General features: G+C 68.8%; 25 protein-coding genes. 8 read left to right on the forward strand and 17 right to left on the reverse strand.

Annotation, left to right across the window (positions count from 1 at the left end):
* From ACWCPF_RS41875 to tcuA, 10 genes are all read right to left on the reverse strand, one after another.
* On the reverse strand, nucleotides 1-2,624 hold a 2,624-nt coding region (locus ACWCPF_RS41875), incomplete at its 3' end, for an amino acid adenylation domain-containing protein (RefSeq protein ID WP_451050391.1).
* A 94-nt stretch (nucleotides 2,625-2,718) separates the two neighbouring features.
* Nucleotides 2,719-3,606 (reverse strand): ABC transporter ATP-binding protein, encoded by an 888-nt coding sequence (locus ACWCPF_RS41880; RefSeq protein ID WP_451050392.1) that lies wholly within the window; start codon nucleotides 3,604-3,606, stop codon nucleotides 2,719-2,721.
* The gene (locus tag ACWCPF_RS41885; protein WP_451050421.1) at nucleotides 3,603-4,622 is read right to left on the reverse strand and encodes a FecCD family ABC transporter permease; all 1,020 of its coding nucleotides are present in this window, start codon (nucleotides 4,620-4,622) and stop codon (nucleotides 3,603-3,605) included. The genes ACWCPF_RS41880 and ACWCPF_RS41885 overlap by 4 nt, the downstream gene beginning before the upstream one ends.
* Before the next feature lie 86 nt (nucleotides 4,623-4,708).
* Nucleotides 4,709-5,755 carry a FecCD family ABC transporter permease gene (locus ACWCPF_RS41890; protein ID WP_451050393.1) on the reverse strand — a complete coding sequence of 349 codons (1,047 nt, stop codon included), beginning with the start codon at nucleotides 5,753-5,755 and terminating at the stop codon, nucleotides 4,709-4,711.
* Nucleotides 5,752-6,738: an ABC transporter substrate-binding protein gene (locus ACWCPF_RS41895; protein ID WP_451050394.1), complete on the reverse strand. Its 987-nt coding sequence runs from the start codon at nucleotides 6,736-6,738 to the stop codon at nucleotides 5,752-5,754. Before ACWCPF_RS41895 ends, ACWCPF_RS41890 begins: the two co-directional genes overlap by 4 nt.
* A 41-nt stretch (nucleotides 6,739-6,779) precedes the next feature.
* Nucleotides 6,780-8,645 carry an SIP domain-containing protein gene (locus ACWCPF_RS41900; protein ID WP_451050395.1) on the reverse strand — a complete coding sequence of 622 codons (1,866 nt, stop codon included), beginning with the start codon at nucleotides 8,643-8,645 and terminating at the stop codon, nucleotides 6,780-6,782.
* A gap of 346 nt (nucleotides 8,646-8,991) precedes the next feature.
* Complete coding sequence (gene panD, locus ACWCPF_RS41905) at nucleotides 8,992-9,405, reverse strand: aspartate 1-decarboxylase (RefSeq protein WP_451050396.1); 414 nt, start codon at nucleotides 9,403-9,405, stop codon at nucleotides 8,992-8,994.
* 75 nt (nucleotides 9,406-9,480) lie between these two features.
* Complete coding sequence (locus ACWCPF_RS41910; protein ID WP_451050397.1) at nucleotides 9,481-9,756, reverse strand: MbtH family protein; 276 nt, start codon at nucleotides 9,754-9,756, stop codon at nucleotides 9,481-9,483.
* A gap of 21 nt (nucleotides 9,757-9,777) precedes the next feature.
* Nucleotides 9,778-11,154 carry a lysine N(6)-hydroxylase/L-ornithine N(5)-oxygenase family protein gene (locus ACWCPF_RS41915; RefSeq protein ID WP_451050398.1) on the reverse strand — a complete coding sequence of 459 codons (1,377 nt, stop codon included), beginning with the start codon at nucleotides 11,152-11,154 and terminating at the stop codon, nucleotides 9,778-9,780.
* A gap of 245 nt (nucleotides 11,155-11,399) precedes the next feature.
* Nucleotides 11,400-12,848 (reverse strand): FAD-dependent tricarballylate dehydrogenase TcuA, encoded by a 1,449-nt coding sequence (gene tcuA / locus ACWCPF_RS41920; protein WP_451050399.1) that lies wholly within the window; start codon nucleotides 12,846-12,848, stop codon nucleotides 11,400-11,402.
* A gap of 434 nt (nucleotides 12,849-13,282) precedes the next feature.
* On the opposite strand from tcuA, the gene dapB reads away from it, so the two are divergent.
* Nucleotides 13,283-14,029, forward strand: a complete 747-nt coding sequence (gene dapB / locus ACWCPF_RS41925; protein WP_451050400.1) for a 4-hydroxy-tetrahydrodipicolinate reductase — start codon at nucleotides 13,283-13,285, stop codon at nucleotides 14,027-14,029.
* Between the two features lie 212 nt (nucleotides 14,030-14,241).
* Here dapB and ACWCPF_RS41930 read toward each other — a convergent pair whose 3' ends face one another.
* Nucleotides 14,242-14,646, reverse strand: coding sequence for a hypothetical protein (locus ACWCPF_RS41930; RefSeq protein ID WP_451050401.1), 405 nt, complete (start codon nucleotides 14,644-14,646; stop codon nucleotides 14,242-14,244).
* A gap of 242 nt (nucleotides 14,647-14,888) precedes the next feature.
* On the opposite strand from ACWCPF_RS41930, the gene ACWCPF_RS41935 reads away from it, so the two are divergent.
* The 4 genes from ACWCPF_RS41935 to ACWCPF_RS41950 all read left to right on the forward strand — a co-directional run bounded on the left by ACWCPF_RS41935 (nucleotide 14,889) and on the right by ACWCPF_RS41950 (nucleotide 17,442).
* Entirely contained in the window at nucleotides 14,889-15,371 is a 483-nt protein-coding gene (locus ACWCPF_RS41935; RefSeq protein ID WP_451050402.1) for a hypothetical protein, read from the forward strand.
* 89 nt (nucleotides 15,372-15,460) lie between these two features.
* Nucleotides 15,461-15,664 (forward strand): hypothetical protein, encoded by a 204-nt coding sequence (locus tag ACWCPF_RS41940; RefSeq protein ID WP_451050403.1) that lies wholly within the window; start codon nucleotides 15,461-15,463, stop codon nucleotides 15,662-15,664.
* 112 nt (nucleotides 15,665-15,776) lie between these two features.
* Nucleotides 15,777-16,301, forward strand: coding sequence for an AAA family ATPase (locus ACWCPF_RS41945; RefSeq protein ID WP_451050404.1), 525 nt, complete (start codon nucleotides 15,777-15,779; stop codon nucleotides 16,299-16,301).
* Nucleotides 16,302-16,449: 148 nt separating this feature from the next.
* Entirely contained in the window at nucleotides 16,450-17,442 is a 993-nt protein-coding gene (locus ACWCPF_RS41950) for an immunity 49 family protein (RefSeq protein ID WP_451050405.1), read from the forward strand.
* Nucleotides 17,443-17,953: 511 nt separating this feature from the next.
* Here ACWCPF_RS41950 and ACWCPF_RS41955 read toward each other — a convergent pair.
* Complete coding sequence (locus ACWCPF_RS41955) at nucleotides 17,954-18,346, reverse strand: winged helix-turn-helix transcriptional regulator (RefSeq protein WP_451050406.1); 393 nt, start codon at nucleotides 18,344-18,346, stop codon at nucleotides 17,954-17,956.
* Between the two features lie 148 nt (nucleotides 18,347-18,494).
* Between ACWCPF_RS41955 and ACWCPF_RS41960 the strand changes: the two genes are divergently transcribed.
* Nucleotides 18,495-19,340 carry an NAD(P)H-binding protein gene (locus ACWCPF_RS41960; protein WP_451050407.1) on the forward strand — a complete coding sequence of 282 codons (846 nt, stop codon included), beginning with the start codon at nucleotides 18,495-18,497 and terminating at the stop codon, nucleotides 19,338-19,340.
* 569 nt (nucleotides 19,341-19,909) lie between these two features.
* Complete coding sequence (locus tag ACWCPF_RS41965) at nucleotides 19,910-20,713, forward strand: sigma-70 family RNA polymerase sigma factor (RefSeq protein WP_451050408.1); 804 nt, start codon at nucleotides 19,910-19,912, stop codon at nucleotides 20,711-20,713.
* Here ACWCPF_RS41965 and ACWCPF_RS41970 read toward each other — a convergent pair.
* The 5 genes from ACWCPF_RS41970 to ACWCPF_RS41990 are packed head-to-tail and all read right to left on the reverse strand — an operon-like array spanning nucleotide 20,670 to nucleotide 25,049.
* Nucleotides 20,670-21,086, reverse strand: a complete 417-nt coding sequence (locus ACWCPF_RS41970) for a (2Fe-2S) ferredoxin domain-containing protein (protein ID WP_451050409.1) — start codon at nucleotides 21,084-21,086, stop codon at nucleotides 20,670-20,672. The two genes, ACWCPF_RS41965 and ACWCPF_RS41970, sit on opposite strands and share 44 nt — an antisense overlap.
* Before the next feature lie 6 nt (nucleotides 21,087-21,092).
* Nucleotides 21,093-21,623, reverse strand: a complete 531-nt coding sequence (locus ACWCPF_RS41975) for an NUDIX hydrolase family protein (RefSeq protein ID WP_351918651.1) — start codon at nucleotides 21,621-21,623, stop codon at nucleotides 21,093-21,095.
* 24 nt (nucleotides 21,624-21,647) lie between these two features.
* The gene (locus tag ACWCPF_RS41980; protein WP_451050410.1) at nucleotides 21,648-22,784 is read right to left on the reverse strand and encodes an amidohydrolase family protein; all 1,137 of its coding nucleotides are present in this window, start codon (nucleotides 22,782-22,784) and stop codon (nucleotides 21,648-21,650) included.
* Nucleotide 22,785: 1 nt separating this feature from the next.
* A complete protein-coding gene (locus tag ACWCPF_RS41985; RefSeq protein WP_451050411.1) occupies nucleotides 22,786-24,252 on the reverse strand; it encodes a glutamine synthetase in 1,467 nt (488 codons plus the stop codon).
* Between the two features lie 5 nt (nucleotides 24,253-24,257).
* Nucleotides 24,258-25,049 (reverse strand): SAM-dependent methyltransferase, encoded by a 792-nt coding sequence (locus ACWCPF_RS41990; RefSeq protein ID WP_451050412.1) that lies wholly within the window; start codon nucleotides 25,047-25,049, stop codon nucleotides 24,258-24,260.
* Between the two features lie 121 nt (nucleotides 25,050-25,170).
* Between ACWCPF_RS41990 and ACWCPF_RS41995 the strand changes: the two genes are divergently transcribed.
* Nucleotides 25,171-26,040, forward strand: coding sequence for a Cof-type HAD-IIB family hydrolase (locus tag ACWCPF_RS41995; RefSeq protein WP_451050422.1), 870 nt, complete (start codon nucleotides 25,171-25,173; stop codon nucleotides 26,038-26,040).
* Nucleotides 26,041-26,077 lie beyond the last annotated feature (37 nt).

A 26,077-nucleotide genomic window follows, 5' to 3' on the forward strand; every position in this document is an offset into this window, starting at 1 on the left:
ATTTCGGCGGGTTCGATCCGGTGTCCGCGTATTTTCACCTGGTCGTCACTGCGGCCGAGGTATTCCAACTGCCCTAGGGAGTTCCATCGCACGACGTCGCCGGTGCGATACAGCCGTGCGCCGTTGTCGCTGAACGGATCGGCCACGAATCGGTCGGCGGTCAGGCCCGGGCGAGCGACGTATCCGTCGGCGAGTTGCACTCCACCCAGGTAGAGCTCACCTGCGACACCGGCCGGCACTGGACGCAGCCACGCATCGAGAACGTGCGCTGTCGTGTTCGCGACCGGTGCACCGATGGGGGTGTTCTCGGTGTGGGTGATGGTGGCCGTTGTGCCGTCGCCGGTGACTTCGGTCGAGCCGTAGAAGTTGTGCAGTGTTGCTTGTGGTGCGGCGGTTCGCATGGTGGTTGCGGTGCCCGGGGTGAGTGCTTCACCTGAGGAGATCCAGGACCGGATCGTGGTCAGCGCTGTGGGTGCGTCGTCGTGGCGGACGACGACGTCGGCCAGGCTGGGCACGGTCAGCAGGTGTGTGACGCGGTGTCGGGCGATCGTGTCGAGCAGGCTGGCTGGATCTTGCGCGGTTTCCGCGGGCACGACCACGATTCGGGCACCGGCGATCATCGGCCCGAACAGCTCGGTCACAGCGTCGACGAAACCCACGCCGCTCTTCGCCAACGCCACACTGTCCGGTGTGTAGTCCAGTACCTGGTGACCCCATGCGAGGCGGTTCACCAGGCCACGGTGCGAAACGGCGACGCCTTTCGGGTTGCCTGTCGTTCCTGATGTGAAGATCACCACGGCAACGTCAAGCTCGTTCAGCGGCCGCGTCAGAGCAGGGGCGGTTTTCTGGCCGGCGGCCAGGTGCTGCTGTATGTCGCGGTCATCGATGCGGAGTAGTGGTGCGGGATGTTCGCCCAGTGCGTCTTTGTGTGTTTCGGCGGTGTGTTGGTCGGTGATCACGACGCTGGGTGCGGCGTTGTCGAGGATGTGTGTGACGCGTGCTGTGGGGTATCCCGGATCGATCGGCACGTAGGCCGCTCCCGCGCGCATTACTGCGGTAAGCGCCACGACCAGGTCCACTGAGCGCTTCATGGCGATCGCGGCCCGGTCCCCGACCCGCACGCCCCCATCGATCAGGAGGTGGGCGAGAGCGTTGACCCGTGCATCGAACTGACTGTAGGTGAGTTCGCTGCCGTCGTCGTCGGCGACGACCGCGACCGCGTCCGGAGCGGCCGCGACCCGGCGGCGCACCAGTGCGTCCACCGTCGCGGGCGCAACATCGAGCGTCTCGCCTCGTGCCCACGCCGAGTGCGCACCATCGGCATCGGGTGTGAATCCGGTGCTCAGTTGGTGCAGGGTTTGGGCCGGGGACCCGTCGAGGACGGCGTTGAGGAAGCGGCTGAATTGTTCGGCGTGCACGAGCGGATCGCTCGTGGCAGACCCTGCGGACAGTTCCAGCCGAATTCCGGTGTCGGGGTGGCGGTAGATCGCGAGGTCGAGTGATCCGACCGGGCCGGTGCTGATCGTTTCGGAGACCGCGTCGATGTCGCCCAGGCGCGGCGTCGATTCGAAGAGCCTGATGTTGATCGTCGGGAACGTGAGGTACGAGGCCTGGCCGTCTGGCCACAGACGGGCAATCTGATGATCTTCGATCGTCGTGTGACGCCGCGAATTCTTCAGCTGGCTCGCGACGATCCCAAGAACATTTCCGAAGGTGTCGTACGGGCTGATCTCGGTGACGACCGGGATTGCCCTTGAGATCGCGCTCGGTGTTTTCAGCGATTCGCGATCGTCTCGCAACATCAGAGGAACCCGGACCGCCACACAGTCACGACCATCGACCAGAGCGGTGTAGACACCCCACAACGCGATCAGGGAATCAGTCCAGGAGACCCGAGCCGCGCGAGCGAACTGCTGAACCTTCGAGTAGGTGTCATCAGGTATCGGAACGACAACCGGTCGACTCGACGACACGAAGACCCCGGACAAGTCCTCCACGATCTCATGGCCGGCGTAATCGATTCCGAGGACACTGCTCCAGTACGTGACGTCTTCTTCGGCACTGGAACCGTTGTGCTTGTCGGCGTTTGTGATGTTTTTCAGGGTGCCGAACCAGCGGTCCGGGACCGAATCGCCGGCCTGCTGTGCGGAGTAGACCTCGGCGACGCGGCGGATGAACAGAGAAATGCTGTAGCCGTCGACGAGCAGGATGTTGGTGATCAGGATCCATGCCCAGGTGCCGTCCTCGCGACGGACAAGGGTCGAGTTCGTCGTCGGTTCCCCGGCGGCGGTGGCTGGTGCTGCGGTGAGTTGCCCGCGGGCCAGTACCCGGATCTGGTCGTCGCCGTGGCCGGCGTCGACGATCTTTGTCGAGAGTGTCGTGGTGGTGTCGACGTATTGGAAAGGGACGCCGTCGTTGTCCCCGAAACGTACCCGCAACGCGTCGGTTTCCGCGAAAACAGTACTCACCGAGGATGCGAACACGGCCGGATCGACCGGGCCGTTCAGCCAGATCAGCTGACCTGCGCAGAATACCGAGGACTCGGGAGCGAGCTTCCGTGCCACCCAATTGCCCCGCTGGCTCGCAGTCAACTCCACACGATCAAAAGCCGTCAACGGAAGCACACCCACTTCTCTCGAGACCAGGTCGAGCCGACCGAGGCAAGGATCACTGCAACACTAATGAAGGTTAGGCTAACCTTGCAACGCGCCGTGCTGGTCAGGTCGTTTCGGTTGCGGGTGCCGCTGGTGGACGTTCACGGCCCAAGGGCACGACTGACGGGGTACCGGCGACCGGATCGGGTACGACGAGGCAGCGGAGTCCGAAGACCTCGTGCACGAGGTCGGCGGTCACGATCTCAGCCGGCGGGCCTTCGGCGACGACATGACCGTCTTTCATGGCGATCAGGTGGGTGGCATAGCGGGCGGCATGGTTCAGGTCGTGCAGCACGGCGACCAGGGTGTGGCCGGCGTGGTGCAGGTCGGTGAACAGTTCCATCAGCTCTATCTGATGGGTGATGTCGAGGAAGGTGGTCGGCTCGTCGAGCAGCATGATGCTCGTGTGCTGCGCGAGCGCCATGGCCACCCACACCCGCTGGCGCTGACCACCCGACAACTCGTCCACCAGGCGGGCGGACAGGTCGGTGACCGCGGTTTGGTCCATCGCCCGCAGTACGGCCTGCTCGTCGGCCTCGGTCCACTGCCGGATGAACCCCTGATGGGGATACCGGCCCCTGGCCACCAGATCGCCCACGGTGATGCCCTCGGGGGCGATGGAGCTCTGCGGCAGCAGGCCGACCCGCCGCGCCACCTCCTTGGTCTTGAAGGACTGGATGTCGGCGCCGTCGAGAACGACCTGCCCGGCCGACGGTTTCAACAGCCGGGACAGGCCGCGTAGCAGGGTGGACTTGCCGCACGCGTTCGGACCCACGATCACGGTGAACGACTCGTCGGGGATCGCCACTGACAGCTCTCGGGAGATGACGCGCTTGTCGTAGCCGATCGTCGCCGACTCCACGTGGAGTCGTGAGCCGCTCGGGTGCGGAGTGGACGCGGGTGCGTCTCCCGGTGCCGCAAGACCGTTGGCGGCGCTGGTGTGGGTGCTCACAGGTGTCTCCTGGCCTCGGTGATCAGCAGCCAGCCGAGGTACCCACCGCCGAGCACGACGGTGATGATGCCGACCGGCAACGGGGTGGGGGCGACGTGCTGGGCGATGTAGTCCGCCGTCAGACAGAGCAGCGCGCCGACCAGGGCGGCGGGAACGAGGGTGATCCCCGCGCTGCGGGTCAACCGGCGTCCGATCTGCGGCGCGACCAGCGAGATGAACGCGATCGGGCCCGACGCGGCCGTGACCGTCGCCGTCAACGCCACCCCCAGCACGATCAGCCCGAGACGAGTTGCCGAGACCCGCACTCCCTGGGCCGCGGCCGCATCGTCACCCAGCTCCAGTTGCCGCATCTGCCGGCTCGACATCGCCGCCAGCAGCAGGAGCACGGCGATGCAGGCGCCGCCGAAGGCGACCTGGCCCGAGGAGACGCCGTTGAGCGACCCGGCCCGCCATGCCGCGGCGGCCATCGCCTGGTCCAGGTCGGCTTTGAGGATCAGCCAGACGTTGAGCGAGCCGAGCATCGCCGAGAGGCCGAGGCCCACGATGATCAGGCGGAACCCCTGCACGCCTCGCCGGTAGGCGAGCAGGTACACGGCGACAGCCGTCGCGATTCCGCCGATCAGGGCTCCGCCGACCAACTGCCAGTAGGTTCCGTTGACGAGGAGGATCACGACCAGCGCCCCCGTGTAGGAGCCGTCGGTGAACCCGATGATGCCGGGGTCGGCGAGCGGATTGCGCAGCGTCGACTGGAAGATCGCGCCGCTCACCCCCAGCGCGGCGCCGAACACCACCGCCGCGGCGACGCGGGGCAGCCGCCACTCGACCACGATGTCGTGGACGAGCCCGGTCGTCCCACCGGTCAGCGCGGAGATCACCTCGCCTGGACTGAGCTGGTACGAGCCGGTCATCAGCGCGAGCACGGCCATGCAGGCGATCGCCAGCGCGAGGGCCGAGCAGACGATGACCGAGCGCCAATCGAACCGCACCGCGACGCTCCGGCGCCGCAGCACCAGCATCCGCCGCCCGAAGTCCACGCGGCGCGTCCCCGGCGACCAGGCCGTCCGGGAGGAGCCGGCGTGCGGATCGAGTCCGCTGCGCGCGCTCATAGCCCGCTCGCTTTCTTCTGCCGCACCAGCGCGATGAGCACGGGGGCGCCGACGAAGGCGGTGACGATGCCCACGGGGATCTCGCCGGGCCGCATCACGACCCGCCCGAGAATGTCGGAGGCCAGCAGCAGGATCGGGGCCAGCAGCACGCTGTAGGCGAAGATCCAGCGCTGGTCCGGGCCGACGATCCAGCGCGCGACGTGCGGGACCATCAGTCCGACGAAGCCGATCGGCCCGGCGATCGCGGTGGCGCCGCCGGCGAGCAGGGTCAGCGCGATGATCGCGAGGATCCGGGTGCGCATCAGCCGGACGCCTTGGGCGACGGCCAGCTCGTCACCGAGCGCCATGGCGTTGAGCGGGCCTGACACCACGAAGGCCAGGATGAGCGCGATCGCGAAGAACGGCAGGGTCGGCCACAGCAGGTCGAGCGGGCGGCTCACGATCGAACCCGCGTTCCAGGATCGCATCGCGTCGAAGGCGTCCGGGTTGGTCAGCTCGAGTGCCGAACCGGCACCCTGAAGCACCAGGCCGACGCAGACCCCGGCGAGAACCGTCATCATCGGCGATTGGCCGCGTCGGGTCGACCCGAGGGCGAGCACCACGAGTGTGACGATCAGCGCTCCGGCGAAGGCGAACCACATGTAGCTCTGAATGTCGCGGACTCCGAGCACCCCCACGGCGACCGTCACCGCGAAGGTGGCGCCCGCGTTCACTCCGAGGATGCCCGGATCGGCCAGCGGATTGCGGGTCAGCGCCTGGATCAACGCCCCCGCGACCCCGAGCGCCGTACCCACGACCAGTCCGACGATGGTGCGCGGCAGCCGGAAGTCCCGGATCGCGAACTGATCGATGTCGTTCGACGGATGGAACAGGGCATCCCACACCACGGTGGGCGCGATGGCCGTCGACCCGATCATCATGCTCGCCACCAGCAACCCCAGGAGCACTGCGAGCGCGACGACCAGGCCGATCAGACGACGACGCGATCCGGACACCTTCCCGGTGCCCGGACCGATGGGTCGTCGCAGCGCGAGGTTCGTCACTGCTTGGCAGGGAGGGTCGCCAGTGCGGTGTCGAGCGACTGCAGGTACCGCAGAACTGCGCCGTAGGAGTTGTTGCCGGGGCAGAAGACCCCGAGCGCGTCACCGGACTTCACGGTTGACAGCGCCTTCCAGGTGTTGGTCTGGACCACCGGAGCGAAGACCTCGGTCGGCTGACCCTTGGCGTCGGCGGGGTAGGTGATCACGTTGTACTTGGACAGCTTCGCGATCTGCTCGAAGGGCAAGGCCGTGTAGGCCAAGGGGTCGGCGCCGGCGGCTGCCTTGGGGAAGTTCATGCCGATGTCGTCCTGGGCGATCTCGACGCACCCGATGTCCGCGATGACGAACGTCCCGGGATCGGAGTTCGAGTAGCGGTCGAGATTGACGAACTTGGTGTTCTTGATGACGTCCGCGTACGTCTGCTTCATCTTCGTGACGCGTCCCTCGAAGTCCGCCTTCTGGCGGTCGAGTGCGTCCTTCACGTTGCCGGCCTCCGCGATCGACTCGGCGAGCGTCTTCCACTCGGTGTCGAGCCCCCAGAAGACCGTCGGGGCGATCGTCCCGAGTTGCTTCTCGATCTTCTTGAACTCGGCATCGGGAATCTGGACCATGATGAGGTCCGGCTTGAGGCTGGCGACCTTTTCGAGGTCCACCTCGTCACCGAGGTTCGTGGCCTTCTCGAACGTTGCGCGCTGCTCCTGCGGCAACAAGCTGAGTTCGGACTCGGCAACCCCGGTGACGCCCACCGGCTTGCCACCCATGTCGATGAACGGCAGGTCCGTGTTGCCGATCGTGACGACCCGCTGCGGGGCGGTGGGGATCTTGATGTCGCCGTTGCCGGCCTTGACGGTGCGGGTCTCGTCGGTCTTGCCGGCAGTGTTGTCGCCACTGTTGTCGGAGCTGCCGCAGGCCGTGAGGAGGAGCGCGGCGCTCAGGATCGCGGCGGTCAGGGCCGCACCGCGCCCTCTCAGGGGTGTCGTGGTCATGGGTGTGCTTTTCCTTTTCTTGTTCATTGGGGCACGGCGGGTCAGTGGGTGTCGGCCGGTACGAGTTCGTGGACGGTGGTGCCCCAACCGACGGTGTGTGCGGCTGTGCGGACCAGTCCGGCGCGGGTGATCACCGAGTCGAGTTCGGCCGCGGTGCGCAGGCCGGAGCCGTGCACGGTGAGGCCGAGCAGGTCTGCTTCGCCGTCGTGCTCGTCCAGTGCGCCGGTGTCGAAGACTTCCTCGATCAGCAGCACCCGGCCGCCGGGGAGGAGGCTCTCGGCTGCTCGGCGCAGTGCGTGGGCGGCGTCCGGGTCGGGCAGGGCTTTGAGGGCGCGGCTGATGAACACGGCGTCGGAGGCCGGGCCGGGCTCGAAGACGGATTGCTCGTTCACGCCGACCCGCGCGCGCTGCTGCTCGTCGGGGATGGTGGCGGGCAGGTCGCGGCACAGCCAGTCGGCCTGGGCGGGCAGCGCGCAGATCGTCACCCGCAGGTCTTCGTGGACGGCGACGAACTCACGAGCCTGGGCGCCCGCGCCGCCGGAGTGGATCACCAGATGCCGGACCCCGGCGAGCAGTTCGGACTCGGCGATCGACACAGCCAGCGCGGGCTGGAACTTCGCCAGGCGTTCCAGGTAGCGGTCCTCGTAGCCCTGTTCGGCTCGCACGTCGGCGAAGGTCTGCCCGGTCACAGACGCGTAGGAGGGACGGCCGGTGCGGATCGACTCGGTGAGTCCGTGGACGCCGAGCATCTCCCGGCCCACCACCCCGGCAGGGTGCAGAGTGTCGGCCATGAACTCGTTGGTCAGGACCTCGCCCACCGCCGTCAGCCCGTAGCGGCCGGGCTCGGCTTCGGTCACGATGCCCACGGCGTGCAGGTAGCGCAGCAGCTTGCCCAGCGCTCGTTCATCGCTTTCGGTCCTGCCGGCCAGGTCCGCGACACCGGTGACACCGCGGGAGATCAGCTCGGGTACGCCCAGTTCGACGGCGGTGCGGATCGCGATCGGCCGGATCAGCTCGGTCAGCTCGTGGAGCTTCTCGAACGGCGTGGTCGACTTCTCGGGGTCGGGCACAGCCTCGTCGGTCTCCAGGACGACGACCTCGCCGCGGCGCCAGTATCCGGTGAACTCGATGTCCTCCTTCGGCACTGCCCGGTCTTCGACCAGATGGCGGCGCAGATCCCGTACCGCCGTGTGCTCCCCGGCGACCCAGGCGAACGGGCGGCCCTCCCACCAGTCGGTGTTCCCGACCGCGTCCCGCAGGAGGCCGGTCGTGCCCGCCTCGGCGCCGTCGCGTACCAACCAGGTCACCTCGACGTGCGGCAGCGCCCGCAGTTCCAGCCGGTGAGCATCCTCGGCGACCTCGACGAACACCTGTGCCCGCGCGTTGTCGGGGAGTTCGTCGAGCAGGCGGGCGATCGCGGGGATCGCGGTGTCGTCACCGGCGACAAGGAGCCAGTCCGCGTCGTGCGGGAGCGCACGAGACGCGCTCGGGCCGTAGAAGTGGATGCGGTCACCGACCTGGGCGCGGTACGCCCAGGTGGTACCCACGCCGACGCCGTGCCTGACGAAGTCCACGTCCAGCTCGCCTGCCTCAAGGTCCCAGCGACGCACCGTGTAGACCTTCGACAGGGGCCGCGGGTTCCTCGGCAGGTCCACGCCCTTCTCCTGCTGCACCGGCAGCACCGGCTCGGCACGGCCGGGGTGACGGAACACCAGACGGATGTCGTCATCGAATCCCGGGGAGTCGAAGGCCGGCTGCTGGAAGCCGTTCGCCGAGGTGAACTCGCCAAGCTGCTTGCCGCTCAGCGTGATCCGTCGCATCCCCGGCGTCAGGTCCGCCACCCGCACGACTTCGACCTCCCGCAGGGTCAGGGGGTGCACCGTCAGACGGCGTGAGGTCTTCGGCATGCTGGGAGCGGGCCTTTCCGATCTTCTTCCGGGCTGATGCGGCCGCGCCAAATCAACGCAAGCCTCGGATCATATTAGGTAACCCTTACCTTAAAAGCCAGCTATGAACACCGGCGGCCCGCCGCCGACTTCGGGAGCACGGTCGGATTCGACAGGTCATCCCCGCCGTCCGTTGCCAGGTGCGATTCACCGGTGCCGGAGTCGCCGATCAGACACGGGTACTCACGCTGCAACGCCCGATTCGTCAGCCCAACTGTGAAACCACACTGGTCGAGTCGGGTGCCGGTGGAGAACCATGCCGCCCACAAGCACCCGTTCGCGATATCACCGGCTTGGCGCCGAAGGCTCACCTCACGCGAGAGGAAACCTGATCGTCCGCCCCTGGGACCGGCTCGGCGAGGTCGTTGCCCAAGGCGATGATGCGGTTGGTGGCGTCGACGTGTACGACCTTGGGCTGGTAGTCGGCCAGTTCGGACTCCTCGGCCAGCACGAAGGACATGATGATCACCAGGTCGCCGGGGTGGACGAGATGTGCCGCCGCGCCGTTGATGCAGATCTCGCCACTTCCAGCGGGCCCGATGATGATGTAGGTCTCGAGACGGGCCCCGTTGGTGATGTCGACGACTTGAACCTTCTCACCTTCGATCAGGCCCGCGGCACGCGCGAGGTCTTCATCGAGGGTCAGCGAACCCACGTAGTGCAAGTCGGCCTGGGTGACGGTGGCGCGGTGGATTTTTCCGCCCAGGACTTCGCGAAGCATCTCCGGCTTCCTCTTCCTCTATGAGTTGTGCGGGGTGGGTTCTGCGGATCAGTCGATGATGTTCGGGCCGCCTTGCTACGCAAGGGCGGCATCGGAGGTGCCGGCGGCCTTGTCGGCGTTGTGTGTCTCGTACCGGGAAATGTGGTCGCGCAACGACTTCGGGCGGATGTCGGTCCAGTGCTCGTCGATCCAGTCGAGTACTTCCTGGCGCGGTCTGCCGCCGGGTTCGCCGTACGCGATGCTCCAACCGGCCGGCACCGGCTTGAACGTCGGCCACAACGAGTGTTGCTCCTCGCGGTTGATCAGCGCGTAGAAGGAACCGTTGTCGTCGTCGAACGGGTTCTGGGCCATGAGTGCTGCTCCTCGTTGTTCCTATCGGGGGTCGGTCCGGATCGCAGCAGGCAATCGTTCCTGGGCGGCGGGGTGATCGGGCTGCTCGCCGGTGATCGCACGCAGAATGTCGGCGGCGCGGATCGCGACGTTGGACAGCAGGGACGAGGTCAACCCGTGACTGTGCAGGACCCCGCCGTTGAGGAAGATCCGTTCGGGAACGCTGCGCAGACGCAGCCGGTAGTCACGCTCGACGATCGGGAGATCCCCCTCGAACGAGGACGACCCGTCAATGCTCGGCCCGAGCATGCTGCGGGTGTCCGTGGGACGGAACCCGGTGGCGAAGACGGCAGCGTCGACCTCGAGCGTGGTGCTGCCCCGGTTTCCCAGGTCACGGATCGTCACTGTGACCCCGTCGGAGCCCTCGCTGAGCCGCTCGATCCCGGTGACCCGGTGCACGATCAGCCGACGCACGCCACGCGTGCTTTCGTCGTACTCACGCCGGTAGAGATCCTTGATGAGGTCGGCATCGACGGCGGAGTAGTTGGTCCCCCAGTGATAGTCCAGCAGTTGCTGTTTGAGCTCCGGCGGTGCCGTGTAGAACTCGTCGACCGCCTCCGGATCGAAGATGCGGTTGGCGTAGGGCGTGTCATCGGACGGGGTATAGCCGTACCGGCGGAAGGACGCGTGTACTTCGGCATCGGGATACGAATCGTGCAGGTACGCAGCGACCTCCGCCGCGCTTTGCCCGGACCCTACGACAAGGAAACGGCCGTGCGGCCGCGAGGGCAACTCGGCGAGCCTGTTCAGCAACTGATGGTTGTGGAACACCCTGGCTCCCGGCACGATCCCCTCCGGCAGCGCCGGCCGGCTACCGGAGCCGATCACCACATGACGTGCCGCGACCTTCGTCACCTCCGAGCCGTCGACCACGGACTCGAGCGTGACCTCGAACCTCCCGCCACTCCAGTCGATACGGGTCGCCTTCGTACCGTAGGAGACCGGAAGGTCGATCCGGCTCGCGGCCCAGCTCAGGTACCCGTGGAACTCACGTCTCGTCGGGAAGAACGTCTTGAGATTGATGAAGTCGGACACCCGCCCCTGCTCATGCAGGTAGTTCAGAAAAGTGAACGGACTGGTCGGGGTCCGCAGCGAGACCAGATCTTTCAGGAAACTGATCTGCATGGTCGCGCCCGGCAACAACATTCCGTCATGCCACCCGAACTGCCGCCGGGCATCGATAAATCTCGCCGTCAGCCGCCGGCCCGCACGACGACGATCATTGAGTTCCTCGATCGCGATCGCCAGGCTCAGATTCGACGGCCCGAAACCGATACCAAGAATGTCGACCTCGCCGTCGGCACCATCTCCCGATCCGGGACGACGGTCACCGCCATTGACCAACTCATCCTTCGTCATCCGGTATTGGCCCCTTTTGCCGCAGGTCGCGAACGAACGGCGCAATGACCGGCCATCCCTCATCGAGGGCCAACCATAGCACCAACAACTTAGGTAAACCTAACCTCGGTTGGTGTGTGCCGCAAGCCACCGCGACACACCTCTGAGGAGATCGCCGGTCCGATCGGCGGCCGACGCTCGTCCCGAGGCATACGGGCCGCACGGCGGCTTCCGGCCGCACGTGTGCACGCGTCCTGAGCAGCGGCTCAGGCGAGCGAGCCGGCACGTCGCCCGATCACCGTTCCCGCGGTCAGGCCGGCGCCTGTCGGGTAGTTCGCGCTGAAGAGCCCGCCGAGCGTCTCACCGCACGCGAAGAGTCCGGGGATGGGCTCACCCGACCGATCGAGCACCCGGCCGTCAACGTCACCGCGAAGGCCACCGAAGGTGAAACTGATTCCACAAGTCACCGGATACGCGTAGTACGGCGGCGCCTCGACCGCCGATGCCCAGTTGCTCTTGACGGGCTCCACCGCTGCGCTGCGGCCGTCCTTGATCGTCGGATCGAGCGGACGGCTGGTGTCGATCGATGAGTTGAACTCCCGAACCGTCCGCACGAATCCGTCGACATCGACATCCATGGCCGCGGCAAGCTCTTCGACGCTGTCGGCGACGACCGGGACGATCCCGGGCATCTCGTACTCGTACGCCGCCAGCATCGGGCGCGACTTCGCATCGAATACCTGAAACGCCACCGAACCCGGCTGTTCGAGGATCACCTTGCCGTACTTCGCGTACGTGTAGTTGCGAAAGTCCGCGCCTTCGTCGAAGAACCGCTGACCCCGGCGGTTGACGACGATGCCGAGCGGATAGCCGTACCGGCTGAGCCGGTTAGTCAAGGCACGATTGCTCTCGTTCTCGGGAAATGACGCGTCCCACGGAACGCTGTGGCAGGTCGACCAGTCGCCTCCACGATCTGCGCCTATCTCCAGTGCCGCGCCGATCAGGTCACCGGTGTTGTACGGCGTGCCACGCACCTTCGCGTGCTGCCAGCCGTCTCCCAGGTAGCGCTGACGCCATTGCGGATTCGCCTCGAAACCGCCGCTGGCGATCACCACCGACTCCGCCGGCAGCTCCTGATCGCCCATCCGAACGCCGACGACCGAACCACCATCGGTCATCAGCCCCGTGACCGAGCAGTCGTAGCGCACCTCGACTCCGAGTCGTGATGCGACGCGCTCATGGGCCGACATCAGCCCAGGTCCGCCGTCGACGTTGCACACGTGCGATCCACCCCAGAACACGAAGGTCCCGTCGGGATGTTGGTGAGCTTGCCGCTCGTACATCAGCTGGAATCGCAGCCCCAACGCGTGCAGCCAGCGGACGGCGTCACGCGAGCCTTCGACGACAGCCTCGGCGAGTTCCTTGTCGCCCCGCCCTCCGGTGACCCGCTCCAGATCGGCCAGGAACTCCGCCGCCGGATACGGCGGGACCTCAGTACGCGCGTGACGCTCATCAGGATCGAGGACCTCGAGCAGGTCGCCGAGCCCGTCGTGCACCATCCGGGTCGAACCCAGGGTGTAGTAGCTGTTCCCACCGGCATGCGCCCGCGGCGCCTTCTCCAGCAGCACTACGCGTCGCCCGCGCTCGGCCGCCGCGTGAGCCGCGCAGTAACCGGCGTTTCCGCCGCCCACCACAACAACCTCCGGATCGCGCATGTCCACCTCCCCACCGGCAGCCGCATTCCTTCGGGAACCAAGCTGCCTCGTCAACCCAGGTGCCGTGTGAGCCGCAGCCGGTCCTTGGTCCGCCGCTCAACCTGCAGCAATGTAGCTTAGCCTTACCTAAATTGAATGTTCGTGTGTTCTGGACCACTGCCACTGATGTGACGAGTCGGACGACGGAGCGTGCGCGGCAGCCTGACGGCCGGATTGAAGGTGATCGACCGCGCCTCGCCGTACATCGCGTCGTTGAGTGCCTTGCGCGCCGCGGCCACGATCCGGTGCATCGACGCGATGTCAGAGCTCGCATCCGCAGCCAACCAGTGCGCGTCAACTCGCCCAGCCCCTTGGCTTGATGGCGCTTGCGCCGCTGAACTTGCGCCGCTGAAGCGCTCTGGATCCGGGCGGCCAACATAGGTTAGGCTAACCATATGAATCGAGTTGCTGTGTTGGGGTCCCGAGGGCGGATGGGCGTGGCGTCGGTCCGCGCAATCGAGGCCAGCTCCGACTTGACCGTGGTTGCCGAGATCGACGTTGATGACGACGTGCAGGACATCGTCGACCACAACGCTGATGTCGTGCTCGTGTTCTCGCCACCGGACGTTGCCCACGAGCAAGTCCAGTGGTGCATCAAGCAAGGCATTCATGTGGTGGTGGGGACATCCGGCTTCGACGAGCAGTCTGTGGAGCAGATCCGCGCCGCGCTGGTCGACCATGGTGACGTCAGCGTGTTCGTCGTTCCGAACTTCTCGATCAGTGCGGTGCTGATGACCAAGTTCGCCACAAAGGCCGCCCCGTTCTTCGAGTCTGTCGAGATCATCGAGATGCATCACCCTGACAAGGTGGACGCGCCATCGGGAACGGCGCAGCACACGGCCGAACTGATCGGTCGCGCTCGTGCCGAGGCGGATTGCGCCCCATCACCCGATGCCACCTACCTCGACCCGCATGGCGTGCGGGGCGGGCGGATCGAGGGAGTCTCCGTACACTCGGTCCGAGTCCGTGGGTTCATGTCATCGCAAGAGGTGCTGTTCGGCGTCGACGGCGAAATTCTGAGGCTGCGATACGACTCCGTAACGCGCGAGTCCCTGATGCCCGGAGTGCTCACCGCGCTGCGCGCCGTCCCCAATCTCACCGGAGTGACGGTCGGACTCGACGCCGTGCTGGGCCTGGACTGAAACGAAGCAACGACAGGGCAACGTAGGGACCTTGCACCAGGTCCTGGCGCTGGTCGGCGCCGTATACCGGGTGGCGACCTTCGATGCCCGCGGGATCAGCCCGATGCCTCTCCGCATGACGATCAACGACCTGGTCGACGATGTCGCGAAACTGACAGCGCACCTCGGTGGACCCGCGCACGTGGTCAGAACGTCACTGGGCGCACGCGTCGTTAGGAGCCGGCGCCGAGTCGCCCGGAACTCGTGCGGCGAGGAGTGGCGATGGCGGCGCACGGGCGCCTGACCGCCGGCGATACTCGGCGGGGCCGATGGATTCCGGTGAGCGCGGTCAGCTCGAGGTGTCCGCCCAGCTCGAGAACCGGCTCCCAGGCCGAGTGGACGATGAGCGATGGCGTGTGCCGGATCCGCTCGGGCGCCCAGGATCGGAGCTCGTCACAGAGGTACTCGGTCAGCTCGTCGGCGGACGGGCCGTGACCGATCGCGCCCGACTCCCCTCGCACCTCGTCGCCGGATTCCAGCCGGCGGGCGGTGAGGCGGACCAGCGTGGTCGCCGTCGACCAGCGCCAGGCGCCACCACCCTGCCACCGGATCGCACACCTCGGGTGGGACGTCAGCACGGGCGGCCGCGCTGCTGATCTGCGGCTTGCTCGCGTCGCGCCGCGGTTACCGACTTGGCGAAGCAGCGCGAGCTCAGCCCGGTGAAGGGCTCTGTCCAGGACGGCACTGACGCCGTGAGCACACCAGCCACAGCGTGATCGTTTCACCCTGGGAGTGATAGTTGAGCGGCATGCCATCGCTCGCGGAGCAGCAACCACCGGCCCCGTTACCGTCTCGACCTGAGTCGGTCCAGAATGCCGCCATGGCCGATGAAGAGCACAACGAGGCAATTGCGCCCTCGTTCCTGACATGCACAGTCGAGGTGGCGCGCCTGATGGATCTCGGGAACGCGGCTGATGTGCCGGAAGCACGCCGCGCACGGCATCTGGCCCATGCGGTGCGCAAGCCACTGCTCGAACGCGCCCGCCTGCCCGAAGAGTTCTTCGCCCCGTTGATGGCAGCAGCTGTCTACGACCCGGACCCCAGCTTCTGCCGCTGGTTCGTCGAACCAGCGGTCTACGCATTCGGACGCCGCCGGGTCATGACCGCACTGCTCGACCATCTACGGACAGGCACGGACGCGGAACAAGCGGGCGCCAAGCGGGCCTGGTACTGCGCCCATGTGCCGCTCCGCGCCGACCGGTCCCCGGCCTACGCACCCGGCGGAAGTCGTGATCCCGCCTTGGACGAGTCCCGCGATGTGGTGGACGAGTGGCGGGAAACCCTTCGGCGGTCAGCGATATGACCGGACCGCTTCGAAACCTGAGACCGCCCCGTCGCCGCGGGGCTGTTGCTTGCTCTGCGGCAGTTCTGGGACAGGTCATAGCCGTCGAGATGGCCAACTCGCGAGCCGAGGAATTCATCCGCCATACCGAGGACCTGCCCGTTCTGACACACAAACTGCAGCTCACGGCACCAGGGACAGAGGCAGTCGACCGCTGCATCGACACCCTGCGCTGCTTGATGCGCGGCAACCACGACTTGGGTTTCACCATGACCAGCCGCTATCAGAAGACCGCCGGCAGGCCTCACCCCTGAAGGGCAATGGATGCCTCCACCACGCCTATGTCTTCCACGGCACCGTCACCGTGGCCTCGATCCGGCTTTGGCTCAAGCCGTGATCACTTGGCCTTCGTGACAGGATCCGGGCGTGACGACGCTGTTCCTGACGGTTGGCCTGCCCGGGGCCGGAAAGACCACGAGAGCTCGACAGCTGGCCGAGGAGCACAGCGCGCTGCGGCTGACGCCGGATGAGTGGATGCGCCCGCTGTTCGGTGATCCGCAGCCGGCCGGGAAGCGCGAGGTGCTGGAAGGACGGCTGCTCCGGCTGGGTCTGGAGGCGCTGAAACTGGGAACGAACGTGGTCTTGGATTTCGGATGCTGGTCTCGTGACGAGAGGTCCGCGATCCGCTGGTTGGTGATGTCTGTGGGTGCGTCCTGTCAACTGGTGTACGTGCCGGTGGACCATGAGACCCAACGTGCTCGGATCGCCCATCGCCAGTCGACCACCCCTGATCAGACCTTCGTGATGAGCGAGACGGACCTCTTGCGCTGGAGGACGCTGTTCGAGGAGCCCGACGCCACGGAACTCGATGGACATGAGGTAGGAGGTCCGCCTCCTGGGTGGTCAGGATGGCTGGAGTGGGCCGCCGATCGGTGGCCATCGCTCGCCTGACCGTCCGGCCGATCTTGGTGTCGCCCACTGACGCAGCCCTGCCGGGAGCGCCGGGCCCGGGAAGATCCGCCTGACAGGCTCTAGTGCTGTCAGTGCCCGTTGATAACGTGCTGCGTCCAGTCGTGGAGTTCATGAAGGGACGGGGCACGTGCGGAATGTGACATGCCATCAGGTCGGCGAGCAGCGGTTGGCCGAGGCGCTCGACGACATCGACGGGCGGGCCTACACGCGGTGGCACTCGCTGCGGTACGGCAGCATCTCGCCGACGCTGATCCGGGCCATGGCGGACGAACTGCTCGATCATGTCGCCGCGCGAACGGTGACGGAGCCGGGGCTCGACGCTGCGGCCGGCACGGTCGCCGTCACCGCCGCGGAGTGTGTGCACGGAGTGCTGAGCATCATGTGCTTCCCGAACGGGGACCAGGAACTCCGATTCCCCCTCGTCGGGGAGCGGATCAGCACGGACCCGGACGACGACGAGTTCGGGGACGGGCCCATCACCTTCCGGGACGTCGTCAGGGAGGCGCCCACCGCGCGGACCTGGCTCGACATGTTCGAGATGTGTGTCGTCAGCGGGCAGGTGTGGGACTGGGAGCGGGTCACCGGGCTGCTGCTGCGCGGCGACTACGCGCCCGCCATCCGTGACGGCGTGCCCTACAACCGGTACACCTCCGTCTCCGACCCCGCCGACCTCGCCGCCATGGACGCCCTGTGCCCCTATCTCACCGAGGCGGCCGGGCATCTGCCCCGCGACTGGCCTACGGTTCCGCTGCGCAAGCCGGACGCCGGGGAACGCGCGGAGGCCGCCCGGCGGCTCGACCAGGTCGGCGACGCGCTGAGCGCGGACCAGCGGCTGCTCCGCGTACTCGTCGACGACGACCAGCACGCCTTCGAGGACGCCCTCGTCGCCCGGCTGGTCGCGTACCGGGAGAGTGTCGAGGCCGATGCCGGTGATCCCGCGCCCCGGTCCCTCCTCCCGCTCGGCACCCTCGCCCTGGCCTGCCTCGCCGTCCAGGCCCATGGATGGGAACTCGGTGTCCGGTCCGGGTATCTGCCGTACGGTCTGCTGGGATCGCCGGACGCGTCGCGCCGGGCGGCGGAGGGGAACCGGAACAACTTGGGCCGCTGGGCCGCCAAGTAGGCCACCCGGGGTGCGGAAGTGGGCCTGGCCCGACATCCAGGACATCGTCGTGGAGACGGACTCGTCCCCACCGAGGCGGCGCGTACGTCTGCGCGAGAGCCAAGGGCGGAAGACCATCCTGTCCCACGTCGGCGAACGCCATCTGCCGGATCTCCACGCCCTGCGACCCCGGTAGCCCCGACCGCGCCGAGCCTCAGTCCGCGTCTTTCGCGATGATCCGAAAGACACGGCCCAGCCCTGCGTGGCAGCGCGTCGCGCCGCCACGTATGCGGACCGGTTTCCGCCGGCGAGGGCGGCCCGGCGTTCGGCTGTCTTGGGGTGGATGCCGAGCAGGTCGGTCATGACCATGGGCGGCAGGTCTGCCAGGGCGTCCGTCATTGCGGTGTTCCGTGCTGCGCGGGCGGGCAGCCCGTGGTGTCTCAAGCTCTCGGCGAGCTCTTCGCCCCGTTTTGCTTGCGGGTCAACCAGGTAGCGGGAGTTCTGACAAGGATCGAGCCCGCTCGCTGACGCGCTACCGGGGTGGAACGGCGTCGTAGTCGTGCCGGGCCTGCTCGACCTTGTCCAGGTTGCCGGCAGCCCATCCGGCGAGGTGCGCGAAGAGTGGCGCCAGGCTGCGGCCCAGTTCGCTGATCTCGTACTCGACCCGAGGGGGGACCTCCGGGTGGTACGTACGCACGACCATGCCGTCGCGTTCCAGCTGGCGCAGCCGCTGGGTCAGTACCTTTGGTGTGATCGTGCCGATCCGTCGTTCCAGCTCGACGAACCGTTGGCGACCATGCATGTGGAGAGTCCACAGGATCGGCGTGGTCCACCGGCTGAACACGATGTCCACGACAGCACTGGTCGGACAGGCGAGTTCCGGGTCGGTCGCAGCGGCTGCCACCCAGTCGGCGTCACCGGCCATGCACACCCCATCGGGATAGTCACTTTCCTGTAGGTACCTACTATACCGAGGGTGTTAGCGTCCCCGAGTCGCCAGGAGAGCAGCTCTCCGCGGCGGTCCCGCCCGCTCGGGCGGCGACAACCATGCTGAATTGACACGGGAGTTGTTCATGTTCGTAGTGACGGGGGCGACCGGTAACGTCGGCCGATCGCTCGTGCAGGCCCTCGCGGCAGCCGGTGCGCAGGTGACCGCGACATCCCGGGGGATCTCGGACGCGGACGTGCCGGAGAGCGTCCAGTACACGCGGGCAGACCTGGTCGATCCTGAGAGCCTTCGGCCCGTTTTCGACGGGGCCGACGCGCTGTTCCTTCAGAGCGGCGGCCCCAGCGCGCACCTGCTGAGCCCACAGGACATCCTCGACGTCGCCAAGGCCGGCGGCGTCGGGCGGGTCGTCCTGCTGTCCTCCCAAGGAGTCGCGACCCGACCGCATTCGGCCTCTCACGGGGACCTGGGACGGTCCATCGAGGACGCCGTCCGGCAGTCAGGCATGGACTGGACGATCCTGCGGCCCGGAGGCTTCAACTCCAACGCGTACGCCTGGGCCGAGTCGGTGCGCGCCCGACGGACCGCCGCCGCGCCGTTCGCCGACATCGGCCTGCCGACCATCGACCCGGACGACATCGCCGAGGTCGCCGCCGCAGCCTTGCGGGAAGACGGCCACGCCGGACAGACATACGAGCTGACGGGGCCCGCCCTCAGCACACCCCGCCAGCGGGCCGAGGCGATTGCCGAGGCACTCGGCGAACCCGTCCGGTTCATCGAGCAGACCCGGGACGAGGCCCACGCGCAGATGCTGCGGTTCATGCCCGAGCCCGTGGTCGAGACCACGCTGACCATCCTGGGTGAGCCCACCCTCGCCGAGCAGCGCATCAGCCCCGACGTCGAGCGGCTCCTCGGCCGCGCGCCCCGCACCTTCGCCGACTGGGCCCAGCGCCACATCGCCGCCTTCCGATAGGCCCTGCGCCTCCGGCCAGGTGAGCAGCTCCGGGAAAGCGCCGAGCACGGGGCCGCGGGCCTCGGCGGCCGAGACGATCTGCAGCTGCTGCTGCCGTTGCTCGGGTGCTGCGGCAGGAACTCGGGGGTGGTGACGAACATCGGGCAGGTCAAGCAAGCGTTGGCATGCGGACAGACCTTCTGAACCGGCAGGCCGCAGTAGCCGTTGGACAGGGCCTGGGTCACGCGGCCGAGCCCCTGCTTGGCCCAAGTCGCCTCGGCCTTCGGGATCGACGGTGACGCTCTCGCCCTTGATGTTGACCTTGCGGGCCTTCTCCCAGTGCCGGCGGACCGTGGTGTCGTGCAGCCGGGCACAGTGGGCGGTCATCTCGCCGGAGGAGTGATCGAGAAGGACGCGCACCTGTCGTCCCGACCAGCTTCATCGCAGGTCGGAGAGGCCGTTTCCGCAGGAATGCGGAAGCGGCCCCTCGCTGTTCCCGCCCGATGCTCTCGCTGTGAGTCCGCCGGTCTGGCTGTGGATTCGCCCAACCCCGCGTGACGCCCACCGCCGCGCTGCCAGGATCAGGCGCCATGAGCGCACGGCACGACAAGGCCGACAGGCACCGCAGGGTCCATGACACCGCCAAGGCCGAGAAGCACCGGACACCGCTCGGCGCACCGTACGGCTCCGGGCGCGCCAAGCGGGCCGGCAAGGCCGCGCCGGCCGACGAGTCGACGACCGCGCTGGCGCTGGCCGCCCGGGGCGGGGACGCGGCGGCCGTCGAGGGGTTCGTGCGGGCCCTGCACCGGGACGTGGTGCGATACGTCGCCCATCTCAGCGCCGATCCGCAGGCCGCGGACGATCTCGCGCAGGACACCTTCCTGCGGGCGCTCGGCGCGCTGCACCGCTTCGAGGGCCGTTCCTCGGCACGGGCCTGGCTGCTGTCCATCGCGCGCCGGGCGGTGATGGACAGCTACCGGTCCGCCGCCGCCCGGCCGCGGCTCTCGGACCAGGCCGACTGGCAGACGGCCGTGGAGCTGGCCCAGCCGCGCGGACTGCCCGGCTTCGACGACGGCGTCGTCCTGCTGGACCTGCTGGCGGCGCTGCCGCAGGACCGGCGCGAGGCCTTCGTGCTGACCCAGCTGCTGGGACTGCCCTACGCGGAGGCGGCCGAGGTGAGCGACTGCCCGGTGGGCACCGTCCGCTCACGCGTGGCCCGCGCCCGCGCCGCCCTGGCCGCACAACTCACCGAGACGGGCGAGCCCATGGCCGGCGCGGATCTCGCCCCGAGCGCAGCTCGCCGACCTTCGCCGGCCGGCCCCACCGACGTGGACCGGGCCGAGGGTGAGCTCAGCGGCGGGTGCGGGGGCCGGCGTTTCTCCGGGGGCGGATGAACTGCAGTTCCAGGGTGGTGGGCGGGGCGGTGATGCCGGGGCCGCCCGCTGTCGCCCAGGCCAGGATCTCCTCCGTGCAGTCGTCGTCCGTGGCGAAGCCGACCCAGGTGGGCCGGCCGCCGGCCCGGCGGCCGGCTGCCGAGGGCTGGACGACGATGACGTTGGCCTGGTCGCAGGGGCCCAGGCAGTCCGTCGTCCGGACCGCGAAGGCGGCGCCCGACGCGGCGGCGGCCGACCGCAGCCGCTCCAGCTGCCAGACGTGGTCGAAGCCCGGGTGCTTGCGGGCGTCGCCGCAGCAGCAGCCCCGGCACACCACCAGGGTGCAGGGGCGGCTCCCCGCGGCCCCGATCAGCGCTCGCTGGGCAGGGACCATCCCCGGTCAGGAGGCCGAGAGGCCGACGTGGGCCAGGGCCTGCCGCAGCAGGAACCCGTGCCCGCCCGGCATCTCGCTCTGCACCGCGGGCGACGCGGCCTCCTGCGGGCTGAACCACACCAGGTCCAGGGCGTCCTGCCGGGGCCGGCAGTCGCCGGTCACCGGCACGATGTAGGCCAGCGACACCGCGTGCTGGCGCGGGTCGTGGTACGGGGTGACGCCGTGCGTGGGGAAGTACTCGGCCACCGTGAACGGCTGGAGCGAGGTGGGCACCCGGGGCAGGGCCACCGGGCCGAGGTCCTTCTCCAGGTGGCGCAGCAGGGCGTCCCGGACGCGCTCGTGGTGCAGGACCCGGCCGGAGACCAGGGTCCGGTTGACGTTGCCGTCCGGTCCGATCCGCAGCAGCAGGCCGATGCTGGTGACTTCGCCGCTGTCGTCGACGCGCACGGGCACGGCCTCGACGTAGAGGATCGGCATACGGGCGCGAGCCATCTCGAGCTCGTCGGAGCTCAGCCAACCCGGCGTGGTTTCGGTCAAGTCAGACATTGCTTGATCATACTTTCAGTGTCCGTCGGGAAGCCGGTAGACCCGGCGGGCGTTGTCCGCTCCGGCCCAGCGCGCCAGGCGCAGCGCGTCGGGCAGGCCCAGTTCGTCGGCGTCCACCCGGTCCTGGAGCAGATCCCCCAGGCCCCGGCGGAACGCCAGCGCGCCGAGCCGGTAGAACTCAGCCACACCATAGGCGTCCGAGCTGTACAGCAGTTTGCGGAACGGTGTGATCTCCAACGCCTCCTCCAGCACCGCCCGTGCTCGCGGCGGGCCCACATGGTGCAGCGTGAGCCCCACGTCCAGGTACACCTGCTCGAACACCGCGGCCAGGTAGGCGGCTTGTCGCTGGTAGGGCCAGCAGTGCAGGAGCAGTACCGGGATCGTGCCCGCCGTGAGGTGCAGCCAGTCCGTGAGATGTGCGGGGTCCGCCCGGTGCAGCCGGATGTCGTTGTCGCCGAACCCGGTGTGCAGTTGGAGCGGCAGCCCCAGCTCGACGGCCGTCCACAGCAGCTGCCGGACCAGCACCGGCTCGTCCAGCCGTCCGCCGCGTGCCAGCCAGTGCTGTGCGGCCCGGGTGACGTCGGCCTCCGGGGGCCGGGCCGGGTCGAGGTCGAAGCCGGTGCGGTAGGCGGCCACCGACTTCACCGCGACCACCCCCGGCCGCCGTACCGCGTCCAGCGCGGCGGCCCGGAACGCGTCGGCGTACCCGTCGGCCTCGACGCCCCGCGCGGCCACGGCCTCCGCGACGGACTCCAGCCGCACGACCTGGTGGGCGAGCGCCGGTCCGCCGGCCTCGGCCAGTTCGGCGGGGGTGGTGACGCGGTGCGGGGCGAACCCGGTGTCGACGCAGTACACGGCGGTCCGGGCGGCCCGCAGGAACCGCCGGTTCACCTCCCGCGGGCCCAGTTCGGCCCGCCGGGCCAGATAGAGGTCGGCGGGGGCGTGGTGCTCCAGGTCCAGCAGGGGCGCGCAGTGGCGGCGGACGGCCACCCCGGCCGGGGTGTCGAAGGTCGAGACGCCGGGCCACCGGCCGCCCTCGGTGAGCAGGGACTCGAAGGCCGGCCGGTCCAGCGGGTCGGTGACGACGCCGTGGCAGTGGTGGTCCACCAACTCCAGCTCGGCGAGCGCCTCGTGGATCGGTCCGCCGGTCATCTCAGTACTTCCAGCGGTAGGCGGCGGCCACCTGCTCGTCGTCGAGCCCGTCGACGGCGTCGATCTCGCCCTGCCGGACGGCGCTCACCGCGTCGGCGAGGACCGGGCCGAGCGCGCCGCGCAGCACCTCGTCCTTCCCGAACTCGACGACGGCCTCGGCGAGCGAGGCCGGCAGCCGGCGCACGCCCCGGGCCGCGGCCTGCTCGCTGCCGAGCCGGGCCGGATCCCCGGCGGTCTCCTCGGGCAGGGCGGCGCCCGCCGCCAGCCCGTCCAGCCCGGCGGCGATCAGAGCGCCGAGGGCGAGATACGGGTTGGCGGCCAGATCGACCGGCTTGACCTCCAGGTTCGCCTGCTCCGCGCGCCGGCCCGCGGTGCCCCGCACCAGGCGCACCGCCGACTCGCGGGCCTCCAGACCCCAGGCGGTGAACACCCCGGCCCACTGGGAGGGTTTGAGGCGCAGATAGCTCGCCGGGCTCGGCGCGGTCACCGCCGTGAGGGCCGGCAGACGGGCGAGCACACCGGCCGCGAACGCCTCCGCGTCGGCCGTCAGACCGTGCCGCCGGTCGCCGCCGGTGTGCAGGTTCACGCCGTCGCGCCAGCCGGAGAGATGGACATGGCCGCCGTTGCCGACGCCCTGCGCGACGACCGCGGGGGAGAAGGAGACCCGCAGCCCGTGGCGCCGGGCCACCGCGCGGATCGTCTGGCGGACCAGGACGCTGCGGTCGGCCGCCGCCACCGGGTCCAGGGCGCCCACCGAGATCTCGAACTGGCCGGGCGCGTACTCGGGATGGATCTGGTCGACGTCCACGCCCTGCGCCGCGCAGGCGGCCAGCAGCTCGGCCGTGTACTCGCTCAGCGCGACCTGCCGGATCGCCCCGTACGCCGGTCCCGTGGTCGCCGGGACGAACTCCCCGGCGGGCGCGGAGTCCAGGCCCAGGACCCATTCGATCTCGATGGCCGCCTTGAAGTCGACGCCGTGCTCGCGGGCCGCGTCCGCGACGACGCGGCGCAGGAAGGTGCGGGAGCAGCCCGGGTGCCGGTCGCCGTCCTGGGTGATCCGGTCGACCGGCGCCCACGCCCAGCCGGGCTGCCCCGCCAGGACCACCAGCCGCTCGAGGTCCGGGTACAGGCGCAGGTCGCCGTCCGGCGAGCCCAGCACGTCGGTGGTGACGATGTGGTCGTTGGCCAGGAACGTGTCGAACACCGGCGACATGCCGACGCCCCACGCCGCCGCCGAGACCAGGGCGGCCCTGGGGATCGTCTTCACCCGGGTCACGCCCGCGGTGTCGACATAGGCCAGGACGACGCCGTGCACGCCCCGCGCGGACAGCTCGCCGCCGAGCGCGGTCGCCCGCTCGACGTCTCCGGGACGCCCGCCGGGGACGGGATCGGCAGGGGTGGTCGTACGTCCGCCACGGGCGGTGCTTCCGGGGACGAGGGGACCCGATACATCCGGTACGTGCGTCATGTCCCTCAGGGTTTCACGGCCACCGCCCCGTACTGCGGCACCACCGCGAGGGAGTCGGCCTCGCCGCGCCAGCGCGAGCAGGACACCAGGCCCGGCTCCAGCAGCTCCAGCCCGTCGAAGAACGCGGTGATGTCCGCGCCGCTGCGGGCCGTGATCGGCGGCTTGGCGTTCTCGTTCCAGAACTTCATCGCCGGGATCTGGCCCTCGCCGCCCACCTCGCCGTCGTACGTGGGATGCGTCAGGACCAGGAAGCTTCCGGAGGGGACCTCGGCCATCACGTTGTTGACGACCGCCTTGGCCTCCTCGACGTCCAGGACGAAGTTCAGGATGCCCAGCATCATCACCGCGACGGGGCGCTCGAAGTCCAGGGTGGCCGAGGCGCGTTGGAGGATCGCGGCCGGATCGTGCACATCGGCGTCGATGTAGTCGGTGACGCCCTCGGGCGTGCCGGTCAGCAGCGTGCGCGCGTGCGCCAGCACGATCGGGTCGTTGTCGACGTACACGATCCGCGACTCGGGCGCGACGCGCTGCGCGATCTCATGGGTGTTGTCGGCCGTCGGCAGCCCGGTGCCGATGTCCAGGAACTGCCGCACCCCGCGCTCCTCGGCGAGGAACCGCACCGCCTGCCCGAGGAACCAGCGGTCCGCGCGGGCGATCTCCCGGATGAGCGGGAACATGCCGGCGACGTGCTCGCCGACCCCCCGGTCGACCTCGTAGTTGTCCTTGCCGCCGATCCAGTAGTTCCACACCCGCGCGTTGTGCGCCACGCTGGTGTCCAGTCGCGTCGGCCCGCTCACGTGACCGCCCCTTCCCAGGTCCTGCCCGTGTCACGGGCACTGTGCGGCCATTGTGCCGCCGGATGATCACCACCGTCCCCGGTAGGGTGAAAATCCGGTGACCCCGTACAGGAAGCAGGACATGCCCTACTCGCACGCCCCCCGGCTGACCGCCCCCGAGCCCCCGGCGGGCCCCGCCGACATACGCCTGGTCGTCACCGACATGGACGGCACGCTCCTCGACGACGACAAGCGGGTTCCCGAGGGACTCTGGGAGGTGCTGGCCCGGCTGCGCGAGCGCGGGGTGCTGTTCAGCCCCGCGAGCGGACGCCAGTACGCCTCGCTGGAACGCGAGTTCGCCGCGGTGGCCGACGGGATGGTGTTCATCGCCGAGAACGGCACCTACGTGGTCCGCGACGGCGAGGAGCTGAGCTCGGACCCGCTGGAGCCCGGCGTCGTCGCCCGGCTCGTCGACGCCGTGCGGCGGCTCGCGGCCGATGGCGTCGACGTGGGCGCCGTCGTCTGCGGGAAGCGGTCGGCGTACGTCGAGCGGGCCGACGAGGCATTCCTGGCCGAGGTCCGCAAGTACTACCTGCGCCACCGGGTCGTCGAGGACGTCGCCGACGTCGACGACGAGGTGATCAAGGTCGCCCTGTTCGACTTCGGGCCCGCCGAGCGGACCACCGCCCCGGCGCTGGCGCCCTTCGCGGACACCCACCAGGTCGTGGTCTCCGGCGAGCACTGGGTCGACGTCATGAACCGCACCGCGAACAAGGGCGCCGCCCTGCGCCGGCTCCAGCGGGAGCTGGGCATCACGCCCGCGCAGACCCTGGTCTTCGGCGACTACCTCAACGACCTGGAGATGCTGGACGCCGCCGAGTGGTCCTTCGCCATGGCCAACGCCCACCCCGAGGTCGTCCGCCGGGCCCGGCATCTGGCGCCGTCCAACAACGACAACGGCGTGCTGCGCACGGTCGTCCGCCTGCTGGAGCTGCCGGTCACCGGCCTGTGACCGCTTTCGGTCGGGGTGCGGGCACCGCGGCCGTCCT

It is taken from the genome of Streptomyces sp. NPDC001858 (assembly GCF_053594615.1).